At 66.9% G+C, this 15748-nt stretch carries 13 protein-coding genes and 1 pseudogene; 12 read left to right on the top strand and 2 right to left on the bottom strand.

From position 1 onward, the window contains the following. Window positions 1-73: 73 nt before the first annotated feature. The 7 genes and pseudogenes from AB0447_RS28775 to AB0447_RS28745 all read left to right on the top strand — a co-directional run bounded on the left by AB0447_RS28775 (window position 74) and on the right by AB0447_RS28745 (window position 8637). A pseudogene (locus AB0447_RS28775) lies at window positions 74-1226 on the top strand (IS110 family transposase). Window positions 1227-1274: 48 nt separating this feature from the next. Further along, complete coding sequence (locus tag AB0447_RS28770) at window positions 1275-1757, top strand: hypothetical protein (protein ID WP_366479745.1); 483 nt, start codon at window positions 1275-1277, stop codon at window positions 1755-1757. A 190-nt stretch (window positions 1758-1947) separates the two neighbouring features. After that, a complete protein-coding gene (locus AB0447_RS28765; protein ID WP_366479744.1) occupies window positions 1948-2190 on the top strand; it encodes a hypothetical protein in 243 nt (80 codons plus the stop codon). A 489-nt stretch (window positions 2191-2679) separates the two neighbouring features. Next, on the top strand, window positions 2680-3204 hold the full coding sequence (locus AB0447_RS28760) for a transposase family protein (protein ID WP_366479764.1): 525 nt from the start codon (window positions 2680-2682) through the stop codon (window positions 3202-3204). A 570-nt stretch (window positions 3205-3774) separates the two neighbouring features. Next, window positions 3775-5673, top strand: a complete 1899-nt coding sequence (locus AB0447_RS28755) for an endonuclease/exonuclease/phosphatase family protein (protein WP_366479743.1) — start codon at window positions 3775-3777, stop codon at window positions 5671-5673. Window positions 5674-6106: 433 nt separating this feature from the next. Continuing rightward, complete coding sequence (locus tag AB0447_RS28750) at window positions 6107-6538, top strand: SMI1/KNR4 family protein (protein ID WP_366479742.1); 432 nt, start codon at window positions 6107-6109, stop codon at window positions 6536-6538. A 629-nt stretch (window positions 6539-7167) separates the two neighbouring features. Further along, on the top strand, window positions 7168-8637 hold the full coding sequence (locus AB0447_RS28745) for an NF041680 family putative transposase (protein WP_366479741.1): 1470 nt from the start codon (window positions 7168-7170) through the stop codon (window positions 8635-8637). Window positions 8638-8646: 9 nt separating this feature from the next. Here AB0447_RS28745 and AB0447_RS28740 read toward each other — a convergent pair whose 3' ends face one another. Beyond that, window positions 8647-8949, bottom strand: a complete 303-nt coding sequence (locus tag AB0447_RS28740; RefSeq protein WP_366479740.1) for a CPCC family cysteine-rich protein — start codon at window positions 8947-8949, stop codon at window positions 8647-8649. A 1228-nt stretch (window positions 8950-10177) separates the two neighbouring features. Between AB0447_RS28740 and AB0447_RS28735 the strand changes: the two genes are divergently transcribed. From AB0447_RS28735 to AB0447_RS28715, 5 genes are all read left to right on the top strand, one after another. Further along, a complete protein-coding gene (locus AB0447_RS28735; RefSeq protein WP_366479739.1) occupies window positions 10178-10747 on the top strand; it encodes a hypothetical protein in 570 nt (189 codons plus the stop codon). Between the two features lie 294 nt (window positions 10748-11041). Next, the gene (locus AB0447_RS28730) at window positions 11042-11359 is read left to right on the top strand and encodes an SCP2 sterol-binding domain-containing protein (protein ID WP_366479738.1); all 318 of its coding nucleotides are present in this window, start codon (window positions 11042-11044) and stop codon (window positions 11357-11359) included. A 352-nt stretch (window positions 11360-11711) separates the two neighbouring features. Next, the gene (locus AB0447_RS28725) at window positions 11712-12623 is read left to right on the top strand and encodes a site-specific integrase (RefSeq protein ID WP_366479763.1); all 912 of its coding nucleotides are present in this window, start codon (window positions 11712-11714) and stop codon (window positions 12621-12623) included. Further along, window positions 12608-12907: a site-specific integrase gene (locus AB0447_RS28720; protein WP_366479737.1), complete on the top strand. Its 300-nt coding sequence runs from the start codon at window positions 12608-12610 to the stop codon at window positions 12905-12907. The genes AB0447_RS28725 and AB0447_RS28720 overlap by 16 nt, the downstream gene beginning before the upstream one ends. A gap of 280 nt (window positions 12908-13187) precedes the next feature. Beyond that, a complete protein-coding gene (locus AB0447_RS28715) occupies window positions 13188-15395 on the top strand; it encodes a site-specific integrase (protein ID WP_366479736.1) in 2208 nt (735 codons plus the stop codon). Between the two features lie 28 nt (window positions 15396-15423). On the opposite strand, the gene AB0447_RS28710 is transcribed toward AB0447_RS28715, so the two are convergent. Continuing rightward, on the bottom strand, window positions 15424-15699 hold the full coding sequence (locus AB0447_RS28710) for a hypothetical protein (protein ID WP_366479735.1): 276 nt from the start codon (window positions 15697-15699) through the stop codon (window positions 15424-15426). Window positions 15700-15748: the final 49 nt, after the last annotated feature.

Here is a 15748-nt window from a genome sequence, read left to right as displayed (position 1 = left end):
CGCTGCGTAAGGCCATGCCGGCGAGGTCGTCTGCGGCTGTACCTGACCTGCGCGCAGGATCGTCTGGGGCACGATGAACCGGATCTGGGCCGGAATCGACAGCGGCAAAACTCACCACCCCTGCGTCGCCATAGACCACGACGGCGCGAAGCTGCTGTCCCGGCGGGTGCCGAACGGAGAGCCTGAGTTACTTCAGCTCCTCCAAGACGTCCTCGCTCTGGGGGATCACGTCACCTGGGCCGTCGACATGGCCGCCAGCGAGCCCGCGCTCCTCCTGGCCCTGCTCACCGGCCACGACCAGGAGCTCCTCTACATCCCCGGCCGGGTCGTCAATCGGGCCAGCGACGGATACCGCGGCGAGGGCAAGACCGACGCCCGCGACGCCCTGGTCATCGCAGACCAGGCCCGCATCCGCCGCGATCTCAAGCCGATGCGGCCCACCGATGAAGCCACCATCGAGCTGAAGGTCCTCACCAGCCGCCGCACGGACCTCGTCCGTGACCGCACTCGGGCGATCAACCGCCTGCGCTCCACCTCACCAGCGTCGGCCCGCTGGTCCTCCTCAACGGCTATCAGACACCGGCGGCGATACGGCGCATGGGCACCGCCCGTCTGACCCGCTGGCTCCGCGCTCGAGGCGTCCGCAGTCCAGAGGAGCTCGCGACGACGGCGGTCGAAGCCGCCGAACAGCAGCACACCGCAGTACCCGGCGAGGCGGTCATCGCCCAGCTGGTGCGGACCCTTGCCGCGGACGTGCGGGTGTTGAATGAGAAGGTCGCGGAGGTCGACGGCTCATCGGGGACCGCTTCCGCGCCCATGACCTCGCGGAGATCATCACGAGCATGCCCGGTATCGGACCGCTCCTCGGAGCCGAGTTCCTCGCCGGAGTCGGCAGCGACCTCACCTTCTTCGAGACCCCGGACCGGCTGGCCGCGTTCGCCGGGCTTGCGCCGGCGCCGTACGACTCGGGGAAAAAGAGCGGCAACCTCCACCGTCCCCGCCACTACCACCGCGGCCTCCAGCGCGTCTTCTACATGTTCGCCCTGACCAGCGTCCGCTACGACCCGAACTCCCGGACCTTCTACGACCGCAAACGAGCCGAGGGGAAACGCCATCCCCAGGCCGTGATCGCCCTCGCCCGCCGCCGAGTGAACGTCTTGTGGGCCCTCATCCGTGACCGCCGCCTCTATGAGCTCATGCCGCCGCCTGTCACAGCGTCGCCCTGATCGTCGGCCACGCTGGGCAAGTTGGGAGGGCCGTGACATCCTGCGGCAGTGCTTTTGAGTGATCAGGCAAACAGCGTCGAGCTCCGTCCGCTGCGCTATCAGCTCGCTGCGGCCCAGGGCGACCGCTACGACGACAACTGGCTCGTCATCGGTGGCACGGTAATGACTCCCGACGGCGGCTGGTCCTTCACCGATCCGGCTTTGCTGACCCACGAAGCCCGTCAGATCAGCGCATGGATGCGCGAGGCAGCCGCAGGGACGGTAGCTGTGACCCGGCCTGACGCCGAAGGCTATTTGTCCCCGGACACCTGGTTCAACGAGCCAGTCCTGGCCTTCAGCCTCGCCGACCGAAACGAAACCGGGGCGACGATTCGCCTTCACCTATCCCTAGAAGCGACGCCCCCATGGCGCCAGGGCGATGACAGGCCGGACATCTACCAGTACTTCGTGGAAGTGCATGTGCCCACAGCTGCACTGCTTCACGCAGCAGACCAGTGGAACCTTGCCCTGGATTCCTTCCCGACCCGCTAATCAACGTCAGTCTCGCCGGACGCGGGCCGCCGGGCCCAACACAGGCGCCGAGGCTCGACTTCTCCATTGGGAAGCCACTGAGCGCGGTACCTGGCCAGCGCGGCCAAGTACCGCGTTCGGACACGCAAGTCCTGCTTGGTGCCCGGCACCGCCAAGGTGTCTTCATGCTGTTGCCTTCGTTGATCAAGGCATGATGAATACACGCACTCTGCTCGCTTCCGCCGTGCTTGCTGTTGGCGTTCTCGCTGTGGCCGCTGTTCCTGCCAGTGCGGATGGTGGACCTCCTAAGCCGGACCAGGACACGTCGATCTACCCCGGCGCGACAAACAAGCTCGACCCGCTCAATCAGGTGGGTCAGCTGAGCCTGGCCACAGGGGCTCTCGACCCTGTGTTCGGCCTGCTCGCGCCGGTCACCGGCGTCGTGCCCGTGTAAGGACTGTCCGGGCCGCCACTGAGCGTCGTAGTTGGCCAGACGGGCCAACTGCGGCGCTCAGTCACAAGCGGCCATACGTCTGGTGGCACAGCGCGGTGACGGCGGGGCTGGTCACGCCGTGCGCGGCGCGGCAGAGCGCGGCCATGTCTGCGGCCTCCGTTCCAGGGCGGGCCGTGCCGGGTGGTGCGGGGCTGGCTGACCAGCCGCTATCACCCCTCGTACCGCGGGTGGATCAAGATCAGGAGGCGCGACACCACCGAGGGGATCATCGGCGCCGGGCACCCCTAGACGGGTGTCACGTTCGCCGCGGCGTGGGGCAGTCGCGACGTTTTGGACGTCACGCTGGCCCGCCCGAATCTGGTGGCGGAGGTGAGCGCGGACAAGGCCGTTGACCAGGGCGTTTTCGGCACCCGCTCCGGTTTCACCGGTTGCGCTTGGACGTGACCGTGGACGACGTCCCGCGGTTCGGGAAGGGGCCGGCCGCGGCAGCTGGCTGACCGCCTACGGGGCTGCCCGCTGCCGAGCTGGGGAACGGGTTCCTCGGGGCCGGCACCGAGGGGTGCCGGCCCCCGGCTTCGTGCACTGAACAAGAGCGCCCGAAAGGGTGGCGGGGTAGTACTGCTGGACGGCTCGCTCATACGCACCCGCCGCCGTACCGGATGCGAGAACCGGAAGAACTACTCCGGCAAGCACAAATGCCATGGCCTGCTCGTGATCGCACTCACCGATGAGCGTGGCCGCTTGCTGGGGGTCTCGGCCGTCCGGCCCGACAGGACCTCGGAGATCACCGCCTGCCGGCACGACAAACTCACCGCCCATCTCCGCGCGGCCGGGCTCGGCGCCATCGCCGCCTTCGGCTTCGTCGGCCTCGACGACAGTGGCCCGGATGCCGACCCGGCGGTGATCACCGGCTACAAGGCCGCCGGGAACCGGCCCCTGACCCGCAGCCAGAAACGCTCCAACAAGGTGCGGGCCGCGGTCCGGGACCGGGTGAGCACGGCTTCGCGCACGTGAAGAACTGGCGCGCGCTCGGCAAGGTCCGGATGGCCGATGATCTCGACGCGAGTCATCCGCTCATGATCAGCCCGAGCACCCCGAAGCCCACGCACACCAGTCCCGTGACCTGCCACTTCACGATGCACACCCCTCACTGAGCCCGGACGGCTTGGGTCACTGCCCGGCCTGCATGGAGTGCCGCATCAGGCAACGTTTTCCGCAACCGTTGGCTCTCGTCGTCATTGATCTTGCGAGCGAGCACTCGTTCTGGGTATGACTCGACGCTTCTGCGCAGAGGGTGCGATCGTGAGGGACCCGAGCGTCGGCTCCTCCGGATGTGGTGACCCGTCAGCTTGCGGCCGGGGCCCGCAAGCCGGGGGATCTGCAGAAGGAACCACCGGACGGTGTCTTCGCCGAGCCCGGTGATGACGGGTTGGGACGCTCGCCGCGGAGGGTTCACCACCAAGCTGCCCCTCGCCGTCGAGCAAGACAAGAGCCGAGGCATGAGAGCCCGGGCTCGGCAGTCGCGCTCGAAGATCCCAGCGAGGCTGAGCGCCGACCGAGCGGTACAACCTTTTGATCAACTCCATGGTCACAGTCTGGTCTGGTCCATTCCCCGGCTCTTGCCGGGCTGTTACAAGGAGTCCTTTGAGAACGCTCAAGTCAGGGTTGGCCATGTTGGGAAGCCTGGTCTTCCTGCTCGTGGCCAGTGCCACTGCTGCACCGACCGCACGCGCGGCAGACGTTGTGGAGCCAAGCACGGCACCGCCCCTCAGGTTTTCCACCTACAACATATGTGGGAGCGCTTGCATGTCGGCCGATGATGGCGGCCTTCGGGTAAACGAGGTCATCGAGGAGACGGATTCGACTTTGCCTGGCTCGGCGTCGCCGGGCTGGAAGGCGGACGTCGTTTTTGTTCAGGAAATCTGCGAGTACCAGTACAGCAGCATCATGGAGAAGCTGGCACCGCGGGGATATCTTGGGAACTATGCGCAGACGATCCCCAAGGCGGGCAAGCCAAATCTCTGCCTGAATAAAACGGGCTACGGGATGGCCGTATTCGTAAAGGGGATTGTGGCCCCGGATGAAAACGGCTGGGACTCCGACAACACCGAGTTGGACCTGAATACCTATCAGGACCCGGTCCGAAAGCAGGGTCGCCTGGAGACGGAGGACATCAAGAGTCCCTGTATCAAGGCCTACGTGCAGCATCGGGCAATGTGGGCTTGCTCGGTTCACCTCTACTGGGGCGATGAAGGCAAGACCGGAGGGACCTACCGCGACGCCGAAGCCAAGAAGCTCGCTTCCACGGTCGACAACTGGCAGGCCGGTGGCGCCCCGGTCCTGCTCGGGGGAGACTTCAACACCCAGCCGTGGAATCCCGGAACGGACCCCTTCTACGAGCGGTTCCCGGTTTTCGACCAAGGGTCCTACGGGAGCATGACCGAGGTCGATGAAACCGATTCGCAATTCTTTCAGAAGGGCGCGTCTGGAACTGACAGGAAGTGTGTCGAGAACAACTTGACCCGCTGCCGCTCCGGTGAGCCGACTCACTACGGGGAAACCGAGCGGAAGATCGACTACATCTTCGCCACATCTCGGTTCTTCAAAAACGTCAAGGGCGATGCGCAGCCTCGCGACACACGCGTCTCCGACCATGCGAAACTGCGCGGTGCGGCCAGCTGGGCGGACTGCGTCCCTGCCACGCCTGCCGAACTTGCCACTGGAGCGGTTTTCCGCGTCGACGCCTCCGGTTCCCTGTTCCGCTACGCCGGCAAGACCGGCGGAGGCCTCGAGAGCGCGTGCAAGGTCGGATTCGGCTGGCGGGACATGCTTTCCGTCTCCCGCCAGGGAAGCACCCTGGTCGCCGTGGACGAGGCCGGTGACCTGTGGAAGTACCCGGTCGATCCGGCAACCGGCTGGTACTCCGCCGGCACCCGCGTGAAGGTGGGAAGCGGGTTTCAGGACATCGAAGACGTGCTCACTCCCGGCGACACCGACGGCGACGGCAATCCCGACCTGCTCGTGCGGCGCAGCGAGGGCAACCTGTGGCGTCACTCCGGCACGGCCGCCAGTGGCTACGACCCCACGGGCGTCCAAGTTGCTCCTCCTGCCCCCGGCAAGGCCTGGGGTGGCTACGACAAGCTGATAGCCGCCGGCGACTTTTCCCGCGACGGTGAGGGCGAGCCCGTCCGCACTGACCTCATCGCCAGGGACGTGGCTGGAGACCTCTGGCTCCACAAGGGCAACGCCACCGGTGGCTACGCTCCGCAGATCAAGATCGACAGCGGCTGGCAGACCTACACAGCTCTTGCCGCCCCCGGCGACCTCGACGGCGACACCCACCCCGATCTGCTCGGTCGCGACCACGTCGCCACCACGGACTCCGGCAACCTCTGGTTCTACAAGGGTGACGGCGCCGGCAGCTATGCCCTGCCGACCCAGATAGGCAACGGCTACCCGGACGCCGACGTACGCCTCTTCTGAACAGGTGAGGCCGTTTCTCGATTCAGATCAGGGGACGGCCTCACTCCGCGACAAGCCCTGGGAGTTCCCTTTCCTCCTGGGCACGAACCGAGCACACGCGAAAGCGTCGCCGAATCGATCAAGGCGCAGCACATCAAGGATGTCAGGGGGACTGCGTTCGAGTACTCCGGGAACGTCGCAGGGCATCTCCCGGACACGACGTGGTCGGGGAAGAAGTCTCCGTACTGCTGGCACCAACACAGGACCGTGATGTGAACTCGAAGGTGGGAGCCTACGCACAGAAGTACCCTGTGGGATACTAACCGACCGGGTTCTACTGCGCTGGCGTGCAGGGCAATCCCACGACGTAAACGACCGAAGCGTGGCGGGATCGGTCTCGCGAGGTCAGTACGGGCTGTGTGAAATTAGCCGCCCCTAGGAATCAGAGGATGATGTGGAACTCCCGCAGTTGATTGGCCGGCTGGTTAGTACACGGGTGGCGCAATATCTTGAGGCCCCGGATCTCCGGCCATTGCCCGGGATCCGCCTCCCGGCTGACGATGAGCAGATTAACATGCTCGAGCAGGAAGCTGGCCAGTCCCTCGACGAGGACTACCGCCGTTTCCTGAAGTTGACGGATGGGATGGACGGACTCTTTCTCTCGATGCCAGTCTTCGGGGCTTGTGACTGGGAAGCTCCAGCAAATCGCGTGGCGGCAGCGTCGAGGTTTGCGAGCATCCTGCTGGAGTCGGGAAGACCGCAAGATGTCGGGTTACCTGAATCTGTACGGCTGTTTCCAGTTTCGGTCAACACTGACGGCTCGCAAGGGATTTTCATGATCGATATTGATGGAGTCCCCGAGCGTTTCTCAACAACGTCCGCCTGAAGCTCAAGCGGCTGGTCGAACGCGGAATCCTGGTCGAGACCGAGCAGGGCTTGTTCACCCAGCCGCGGCCGTAGCCGCTCAGCGAACCCGCGGCCAGGCCGCTCGCCTCAAGCGCCCAACTTCACATAGCGCCCTCTGAGTTGCCGATTAGTCGATGCGGTCGCTCAGGCCCAGCACCTTCGGGTCGTCGCTGGGGAAGTTCCTGGGCATGCCCGGCACATCGATGGTGCGCCCGTACACGCCGGCCAGCAAACTCGACGGCACTGACTGGGAACTGGGTCCAGTCGGCGTTGTCCGTGCGGACGACCACCGGCCATGCGTCCGGATCCGCAGGGCTCGTCCTCCAGTAGAAGGTGTCCCCCGAATTGGATCCGGCAGCCAATACTGCTCACCCCGGTGTCGAACGAGGGCTTGGCGCCGACGATCGCGTTCAGGAGGCGTCACCGAGTGGCGCCCCTGGTGACGCAAACCGCCGAGCCGGGTTTAGGAACAGGCACTGACCTTGTCGTTTATCGTCCGCCGTCGAACGAGGCTCGAACTTTTTCGGTGTTTCCCCAGTTCACCAGACGTGTGAGGGGCCGCGGGCCGATCCTGTGCTGAGCGACAACGCAGCACGGAGGACCGGGATTGTGGGACTGGTCGAGCACGAGGTTCAACGAGACGCGTTGACGGTGGTGGCGGAGTTCCGGTCGGAGTTGTACGCGTGCCTGACCGCTCGGAGCGACGCCCTGTTCGAGCTGTGCGATGCGTTGCTGTGCACCGATGGCCCGGTCCGCACCCTCGTGGACCTGGCCCTCGCTCCCGAGCATCGGCGCGGACACGGAGCCTTGTACTCCGGGATCAACCACGGTCGGATCGACGTCGCCCGGCTCCGGCGGGCACTGACCAGCGTCCCGCTTCCCCGGGCTGGCGACGGTCGGCTGGTGCTGGCAGTGGACGTCTCGCCGTGGTTGCGGCCGGACGCCGACACCTCCTCGGACCGCTCCTTCTGCCACACCTTCGGCCGGGGCCTGGGCAAGCACCAGATGGTGCCTGGCTGGCCGTACTCGATCGTCGCCGCGCTGGAGACCGGCCGGACCTCGTGGACCGCGCTGCTGGACGCGATCCGGCTGGAGCCCGGCGCCGACCTGGCCGCGGTCACTGCTGTCCAGGTCCGCGACGTCGTCGAACGCCTTTCAGAGGCTGGGCAGTGGCGGGACGGGGACCCGCGCGTTCTGGTCGTACTGGACGCGGGCTACGACGCGCCCCGCATTGCCCACCTTCTGGCCGACCTGCCCGTGGAGGTTCTGGGGCGGCTCCGCTCGGACCGGGTGATGCGCATGCCCGTGCCGGTGCCGTGGATCTGCCCGCCGCGGGGTGGTCGACCGCCCAAGCACGGTGGTGAGTTCGTCTTCGGTGACCCGGCCACGTGGGGCGAGGTCACCGCGGTGACCGTGACCAGTACCGACCGGTACGGGGCAGCGACGGCGCAGGCCTGGGACCGGCTCCATCCCCGGCTGACCCGGCGAGCCGCGTGGGATGACCACGAAGGCCCCCTGCCGGTCATCGAGGGGACCGTGATCCGGTTGACGGTCGAGAAGCTGCCCAGCGGAGGCGTGAACAAGCCCGTCTGGTTGTGGTGGTCGAGTACAGGAGCCCGCCCCGAGGATGTCGATCGATGCTGGCAGGCGTTTCTGCGAAGGTTCGATGTGGAGCATACGTTTCGCCTGCTCAAGCAAACGCTCGGCTGGACCCGACCCAGGCTTCGAGACTCCGCCGCGGCCGACCGCTGGACCTGGCTCGTTCTGGCTGCGCACGCTCAACTGCGTCTCGCCCGGCCGCTTGCGCGGGATCTCCGCCGGCCGTGGGAACGACCGGCGGAACCGAACAGACTCACCCCCACCCGAGTCCGCCGGGGGTTCAGGAACCTGCGCGCGAAGACCGGCACGCCGGCCGGTGCACCGAAACCCACGCGGCCCGGGCCCGGCCGTCCACTCGGATCGAAGAATCAGCGGCCCGCTACCCGCTACGACGTCGGACGTGTCCTTGCCACCGGCGAGTCCTACACCCGGCCCGCGCACCACAAGGTCGGCACCAAGCCCAGACGAGTCGCGGGCTGAGCAACCGTGCTACCGCTCTTCGGGAAACGGTGCCCGGACGTACTTGACCCACTTCGGATCGCACGCACCCATCTCTTCAAAGTTGTGCTGGGCCTGAACAAGACTGAGCGATCCGTTTGGGCCTCCTCGGACGACATCATCATCATGCTCGTCCTGGCCGTCGTCCTCCCAGTAGCAGACCGTGCATATCTCGTGGGCGCCACGGGCTTTCAGAGTTAGGCAGCCGCAGCAGGGACATGCGTAGGGACCGTTCTCAGGGCCGAGAACGATGTTGAACCGCTGGGGAGCCGGGGCGCTGTCTTCGCTGGTCACCAGATGACAGATACCAGTACCCACCGACAGCGATGAACGCAGCCGCTCGCAACAGCGGCAGAGGTTAAACGCCAAGCTGACTGCGCCGGGCACGGCGCCGTTGGCGGTGCTGGGGGAGGTGCGGGTGAATCGAGCGGTTCCGGTCGGGATCGGGCGGCCTGCGGGTGACGCTGGCGTGGCCGGCCAGCCTGCGGGGCACCGCCGCGGAGGGGACGGCGGGCGGGGTGGTTCGTCACGGGGTGCCGTCCGCCGGCTCGGGGGAGGGGTGCGCGTGCCGCCGGTACGACTGCGGCGGCCTGGTCCCGGTGCCCTGGTGCGCCGAACACGGGCATGCTGTCGGGCCAGTGATGGAGTGGCACCCCGGCGGCGGCATCCGATGCGCAGCGCTGGCTGCGGGGGAAGTCGACAACGTTCCTCCTGTGCTGGGCATGAGCGAGGCCACTAACGCGGCCATCGGGTCTGTTGACATTCCCATCACCAACGGCTCCGTCCATCGAGGAGACACGCTCTAGCTCTGCTGCGTCCACTCCACCCCGAGGGCGGCCAGGGCGGCGAGTCGGTCGGCGTCGAGCCGGTCTCGGCGCTGCTCCTGGTTGACGATCCACACCCCATGCGGTGCCCGGTCCCGTCGGGGAGGTGCTTGACGCGGGCCCGGCCGGGGAGGCCGCTTTCCCTCTCGAGGTACTGCGTGAGGGCCTGGACGCCCTTGTGGAACGCTTCCGCGCCCCGCCCGGACGGGTGCCGCTGCACTGGTCGTCGTGGCCGCTGTCCGGGCTCGTACAGTCCGCGACGGCTTCACCCCGAGCTCGGCCAGGCGTCGTTGTCCCGGCTCAGTCGAATGGCCTCAATCTCAGATGGCCTGGTCCGGTTCGCTCGTCGTCCTAGGTGATCGGGTCCCCGGGCATGGGAGCTGTCCGTTTTTGATGAAGATGACGGACTCTCGTTGAGGGTGGCGGACGCCGCGCCACGCGTCCAGCTGATGACAGCAGCTGGTTGCGGAGCTGGGAGAGCGGTTCATGTCACCCCTGGGGGTGAGAATCCGCGCAGAGTGGTCCGGCGCAGGGGGGTGCCGCTGACAATTTCTGTCATGGATCTTTCCCAGACGTCGCCTGCCTTGAGTCGGCGGCGACTCTTGCGTCACACGCTGGCTGCCGCTGTTGCGGCCGGTACCGCCCTGGCTGCCTCCCCGGCGGCCTCCGCTACAACGAGGGCCAGGCGTGCCGCGTCCTTGCCCGAGGTCGGGCAGACGTTCACCCTGTCGCTGAACGCCTACGGGGTGACCCTCATTCCCCATGCTCCCCACGAGCAGGGCGGCACGGTGAACTTCATCGGGTCGCAGTCTGTGCGGATCCTCGCCGGTGGTGCGGATTTCGTCCGCTACCAGCTGCTGAACTTCACGATGACAGCCGAGCATCCGGCCTACGGGAGGATCACATTGAAGCTCCCCGACATCGTCGACACACCGGACAGCATCATCCGCCTCACCCCCGACGGCGAGAGCCTCACCGACACCCTCACCGTCGCCCCCACGATGACCCTGGACAAGTCCGGCGACCAGGAGGGGCCGTTCCCCTACGAGGCTGCCGAGCCCATCGTCCTCACAGCCACCATCCCCTCCTACCCGCCACCGGCTCAGGACATCAACCCGGACGGCTCCCCCACTGGCGGTGCCCTGTACCGCTCGTCCGGCCCGGCCCGCTTCACGGCCCCCGGATCCGGCGGACCCGACGCCGTCATCTACATCGAACTTCAGGACTTCAACGTGAACCAGGGAGTCATGCTGCCGTCAGCCGAGTGAGGCGGCAGGGAGAGCCAGGTGGGGCACCTGATGGGTCCATGGCTGCCGCCTCGGAGGCCGCCACGGGCCGCGCCGGTTCTCCCCAACGGCGCCTGTGACGGACACCGGCCTGGCGAACCGCGGCTCACAGCAATCCAACTGCGCGTGGAGCTACACGCTCCTCTGGGGACGCGGTCACCACTTCTGATGACAGTGGTCGCAAACGGCGCTGGTGAAGGCTGCCGAAGATCGATTCTGTATCGAGGTGAGCCGTCCTGGATGGGGCGACCCGTAATCACAGAGGTAGGAGAGAACGTGAGCGACGTTGCTGACGCCATGAAGAGGATGCAGGCGAAGTTCAACCCGCCGGCTGCCGCCGGCCTGGATCTGGTCTTCGGGTTCAACGTGACGGACGGGGACGCGCACTACTCGCTCGTCGTGAAGGACGGCGTCTGCCAGCTGCAGGAGGGCGAGAACCCGGATGCCAACTGCACCTTCGTGCTGGACTCGGCAACCTTGAAGGACATCGTCTCCGGTGAAACAGACACGATGCAGGCTTTCATGGGCGGCAAGATGCGCGTTGAGGGCGACATGATGCTGTCCCACAAGCTGAGCGAGCTGTTCTCGGCGTGATCAAGGCGGGGTGTCTCCGGCCGGAGACACCCGTGCCGCAGACTGAGGCCGGCCGGGTGGTGGGGATGCCGAGGGCGACGGGTGACCGTTGTGCGAGTCGGGCGGCGTCGGCCTGCTTGATGCGAACGAAGGTCAAGGTCATGTCGATGCCTTCGATCTCGCCGAGCCACTGCTCCTCCTCAGCCCGTCTGCGGCGGAGGATCAGGTCCTTCTCGATCTCGGCGGCCGCGGCAGCATCTTGGGGTTGACCTGCAGCATCGGGCATCGGATGCCCCGTTGACTGAACGAACCAGGTTGATTGTGCAGTTCAGGGCACGGGTGACGTTGTCGCCCAGTACGGTCTGCGGTCGTGATGGACGATCGTGTGCCCGAGCGAGATCTGTCGAGGTTGGCCGTTCCTCGGTGGGGTCGGCTGGTGGAGACCGGCGACCGGTACGAGCCCTACCGGCTCGTCGACGCCGACGGCGCGGCCGTGGCGCCGGTTGCGGTGTTCTTCCAGGAACTGCTGGCAGCCGGGAAGGCGGCGGCGACCGTCCGCTCCTATGGCATGGACCTATTGCGGTGGTGGCGGTTCCTGCACGCGGTCGAGGTGTCATGGGATCGAGCGACGCGCGTGGACGCTCGGGATTTCAGCTGCTGGATCCAGCTGACGGTCAAGCGGCGGCGGGCCCGCAGCGTCGGCGCCCCGAGCCCTGGGCTCGGCTATGCCCCATCGACCGTTGCCCACAGCGAGACAGTGCTGCGCAAGTTCTACGATCTGCACCGTGATGCCGGATCTGGGCCGCTGATCAACCCATTCCCACTGGACCTGGCGCGCCGCTCCGGCCGTGCGCACGCACACCACAACCCGATGGACGCCTGGGCACCGGAGCGGAGAGGCCGCTACCGGCCCACCCTTCCGCGCCGGATTCCGCGCTCGATCCCGGACGAGTGGTTCAACACGCTGTTCGCGGCCCTGCCGTCGAACCGGGACCGGGCAATGATCGCTTTTTGGATCTCCAGCGGAGTCCGGGCCTCGGAGCTGATCGGCGTCCGGCAGTGCGACGTCGACGCGGGACAGCAGCTGATCAGCGTTGTGCGGAAGGGCTCCCGAGTACGGCAGCAGGTGCCTGCCTCGGCAGATGCGTTCGTGTGGCTGCGGCTTTACCAGCAGGAGCTGCACGGGCTGGTGCCGCGGGGCCGGACGCAGCCAGTGTGGTGGACGCTGCGGCGCCCGTTTCAGCCGCTGAATACCACGGCGCCCATCGCATGTTCGAGCGGGTAAACGCCGCCTTCGGTGCGGACTGGACCCTTCACGACCTTCGTCACAGCGCCGCCGCCCGCATGGTGCGCGACCCGGCGCTGACCCTGACCGACGTGCAGTGGGTCCTCGGGCACGCGCATCTGACCACGACTGAAATCTACCTCGCACCGCGCCAGGACGAGGTCGTGGCCGAGGTGCTGGCCCACCACGCCCGGCGGGCAGACCGGCACGCCGAGCCGGTGCCGCCGCCGGCCCCCGGCTACGACCCGGAAGACTTGGACGTGCTCTTCGGGCGGTCTTCATGACCATCACCACGAAGCACTCGACGCGCCGACAGCTGCAGACCGCGAATGCAACAGTCGAACAGGCCCGGGCGCGGAACAGCGTACTGCGGGAACGGTTCCCGCCCCGTTCCGCGGAGGCATGGTGGCCGGCGACAGCGCAGCCGGCGGACGACGTGCTGCGTCGGCTGACGGCGCCACCGTTCTTGCCAGCGGCCAACGCCACCCGGGCCGGGCGACGGCGTGGGGTCGCCAAACTTCTGCGCTGGCTGTCCGGCCTCCCAGGGGATACCTGGCAGCAGCGTTGGAAGACCAGCCGCGCCGAGGAGATCCCGGCGCGGACTGGACAGATCTCCCGCTGCGCTTCTTGCGCCAGAGTGGGCCGTCGCCGTCGTATGAGCGCGTTGACCTGACCTCCGGGCTGCTGATTCTGGTCTGCGGCGATGTCATCCGTCCCGAGCTGGCCTGGATGCTCACCCGCACCCACAAGCACCTGGCCCCGGTCATGGCCGCGGTCCGCGACCCCGAGGGGTTCACGAGGCTGGCCCAGCTGGCCGAGTCCGGACCGGCCAGCGCCCGAGGCGAGGCCACCATCGCGGCCACCCGGATCGCGATGCTTCTGGCCTGCAAGGGCGGGGCGATCGCGGACATCACCGTCGGCGACTGCGTTGAGCTGGTCGACACCTTGCGTCGGGTCCACGTCCGTGGGGGTCAGCGCAAAGTTGACTTCTACCTTCGGCTGCGGGCCTTGGGGCTCTTCCCTGAGGACGCCCCGGCTACGATCCGCGCGTTCGGGTTGGCCGCCGGCCGGCTGAGCATCGAAGAACTCGTGGATCGGTATCCGATCCAGTGCCGCCCGGTCCGCGACCTGATCGTGGACTACTTGCGCGAACGGCAGCCGTCGTTGGATTACACCAGCCTGGACGCGGTGTCGCGGACGCTGGCCGGGCTGTTCTGGACCAGGGTCGAAGCGCTCTCGCCTGGCATTGACTCCCTGCGGCTGCCACCGGCACTGGCCCCGGCCTGGAAGACAGACGTCGCCACCAAGAAACGCACCACGATCGGTCCGGACGGCACCGCCGTCGAGGCCGCCAGTCCCAGACTGAACGCCAAGGACGAGCTCATCCGCGTCCGCGCCTTCTATCTGGACATCGCCCAGTGGGCTGCGGAAGAGCCGGTCCGCTGGGCGCCGTGGGTGGTGCCCTGCCCGATCAGTGATGAGGAGATCAGCAAGGCCAAGGACCGCAAACACCGCAAGGCCCGGATGGACCAGCGCACCCGCGAACGGCTTCCCGTCCTGCCGGCGCTGGCCGACACCGTTGATGGCAGGCGCCGGGCCGCAGCCAAACTACTGGCTGCCGCCGAGCACACCCAGCCCGGGGATCTGATCCCGGACACCGCCGGAGCCTTGCGGAGAGCGGTCGCGCCCAAGGCCGCCGGGCACCTGACCTGGGCAGAGGAGACCTCGACCGGGCGGCGGCGAAACCTCACCTACGAGGAGACCGAAGCCTTCTGGGCCTTCGCCGCGATCGAGGTCCTGCGCCTGACCGGCATCCGCAACGAGGAGCTCCTGGAACTGACCCACCACAGCATCACCGAATACCGGCTCCCCAGCACCGGCGAAGTCGTACCCCTGCTGCAGATCGCCCCGTCCAAGACCGACAGCGAACGGCTCCTGCTGGTCAGCCCGGAACTGGCAGACGTCCTTTCCACCATCATCCGCCGCCTGCGGGGAAGCAGTCGCGCGATCCCGCTGGTGACCTCCTACGACGTCCACGAGCGGGTCTGGAACCCGCCGATGCCGCTGCTATTCCAACGCGATATCGGCACCGAACAACGGGCTTTCACCCCGACCGCGCTCCGCAAGCTTCTGATCAACGCGCTGGCCGCCACGAGCCTGACCGATGCCGCCGGCGAACCGCTCGTCTTCTCCCCGCACGACTTCCGCAGGACCTTCGTGACCGACGCCATCATGAACGGCCTGCCACCGCACATCGCCCAAGTGCTCTGCGGACATAAGAGTCTTGATACGACGATGGGCTACAAGGCGATCTACCCGGCCGAGACCATCGAGGCCCATCGCGCCTTCATCGCCCGCCGCAGGGCCACCCGACCCAGCGATGAGTACCGAACCCCCACCGAGGAGGAATGGGACGCCTTCCTCGCGCACTTCGAGAAGCGCAAGGTCTCCATCGGCACCTGCGCTCGTGCTTTTTCAAGCCCTTGTGTTCATGAGCACGCTTGCATTCGTTGCTCGCTGCTCCGGCCGGACCCGGCCCAGCGCGGCCGGTTGGAGGAGATCCGCGACAACCTCATCGCCCGCATCGCCAAAGCCGAACAAGAGGGCTGGCTCGGCGAGGTCGAAGGACTCCGTGTCAGCTTGGCCGGCGCCGAAGACAATCTCGCCCAGGTCGACGCACTGGCCGAGAGACACTCGGCTGCGGTCCAGCTCGGAATGCCGGACTTCAGCCGGTCCGGAGGAACCGCTGGGACGCCGAGACCAACGTCATGATCGAAGCCAGAGCAAGCGAAGACGAAGATCAAAACGGAACCGACAGCCCGGCCTCGCGCAGCTGGGACAGGGCTGTGGACATGCATTGCTGCACAGTCCTCCCGTCAGCACGCATGCCATGTTCCAAGGGACCCCCACTGGCGGCGAACGTCCACGCCGGCGAGTTGTCGGCCACCCTCTCGGCGTCCACTCTGATAGTGGCGTTCACGCCCTGCTCACCCAGCCATTCCAGGATGAGGAGTGTCACGTCCTCGATGCCACCATCCTGGTCGATCTTTGGCCAGCGGCCCTGCTTTCCTGTCATTGCCCAGACTCTACTGAGGGGTCCGAAACGGTCGGCGTCCAGTGGTCAA

It is taken from the genome of Streptomyces sp. NPDC051211 (genome assembly GCF_040689505.1).
In the GTDB taxonomy this organism is placed as follows: Bacteria; Actinomycetota; Actinomycetes; order Streptomycetales; family Streptomycetaceae; genus Streptomyces.
Note: the sequence above shows the minus strand (reverse complement) of the source record. Positions and strands in the feature narration are given on the sequence as shown.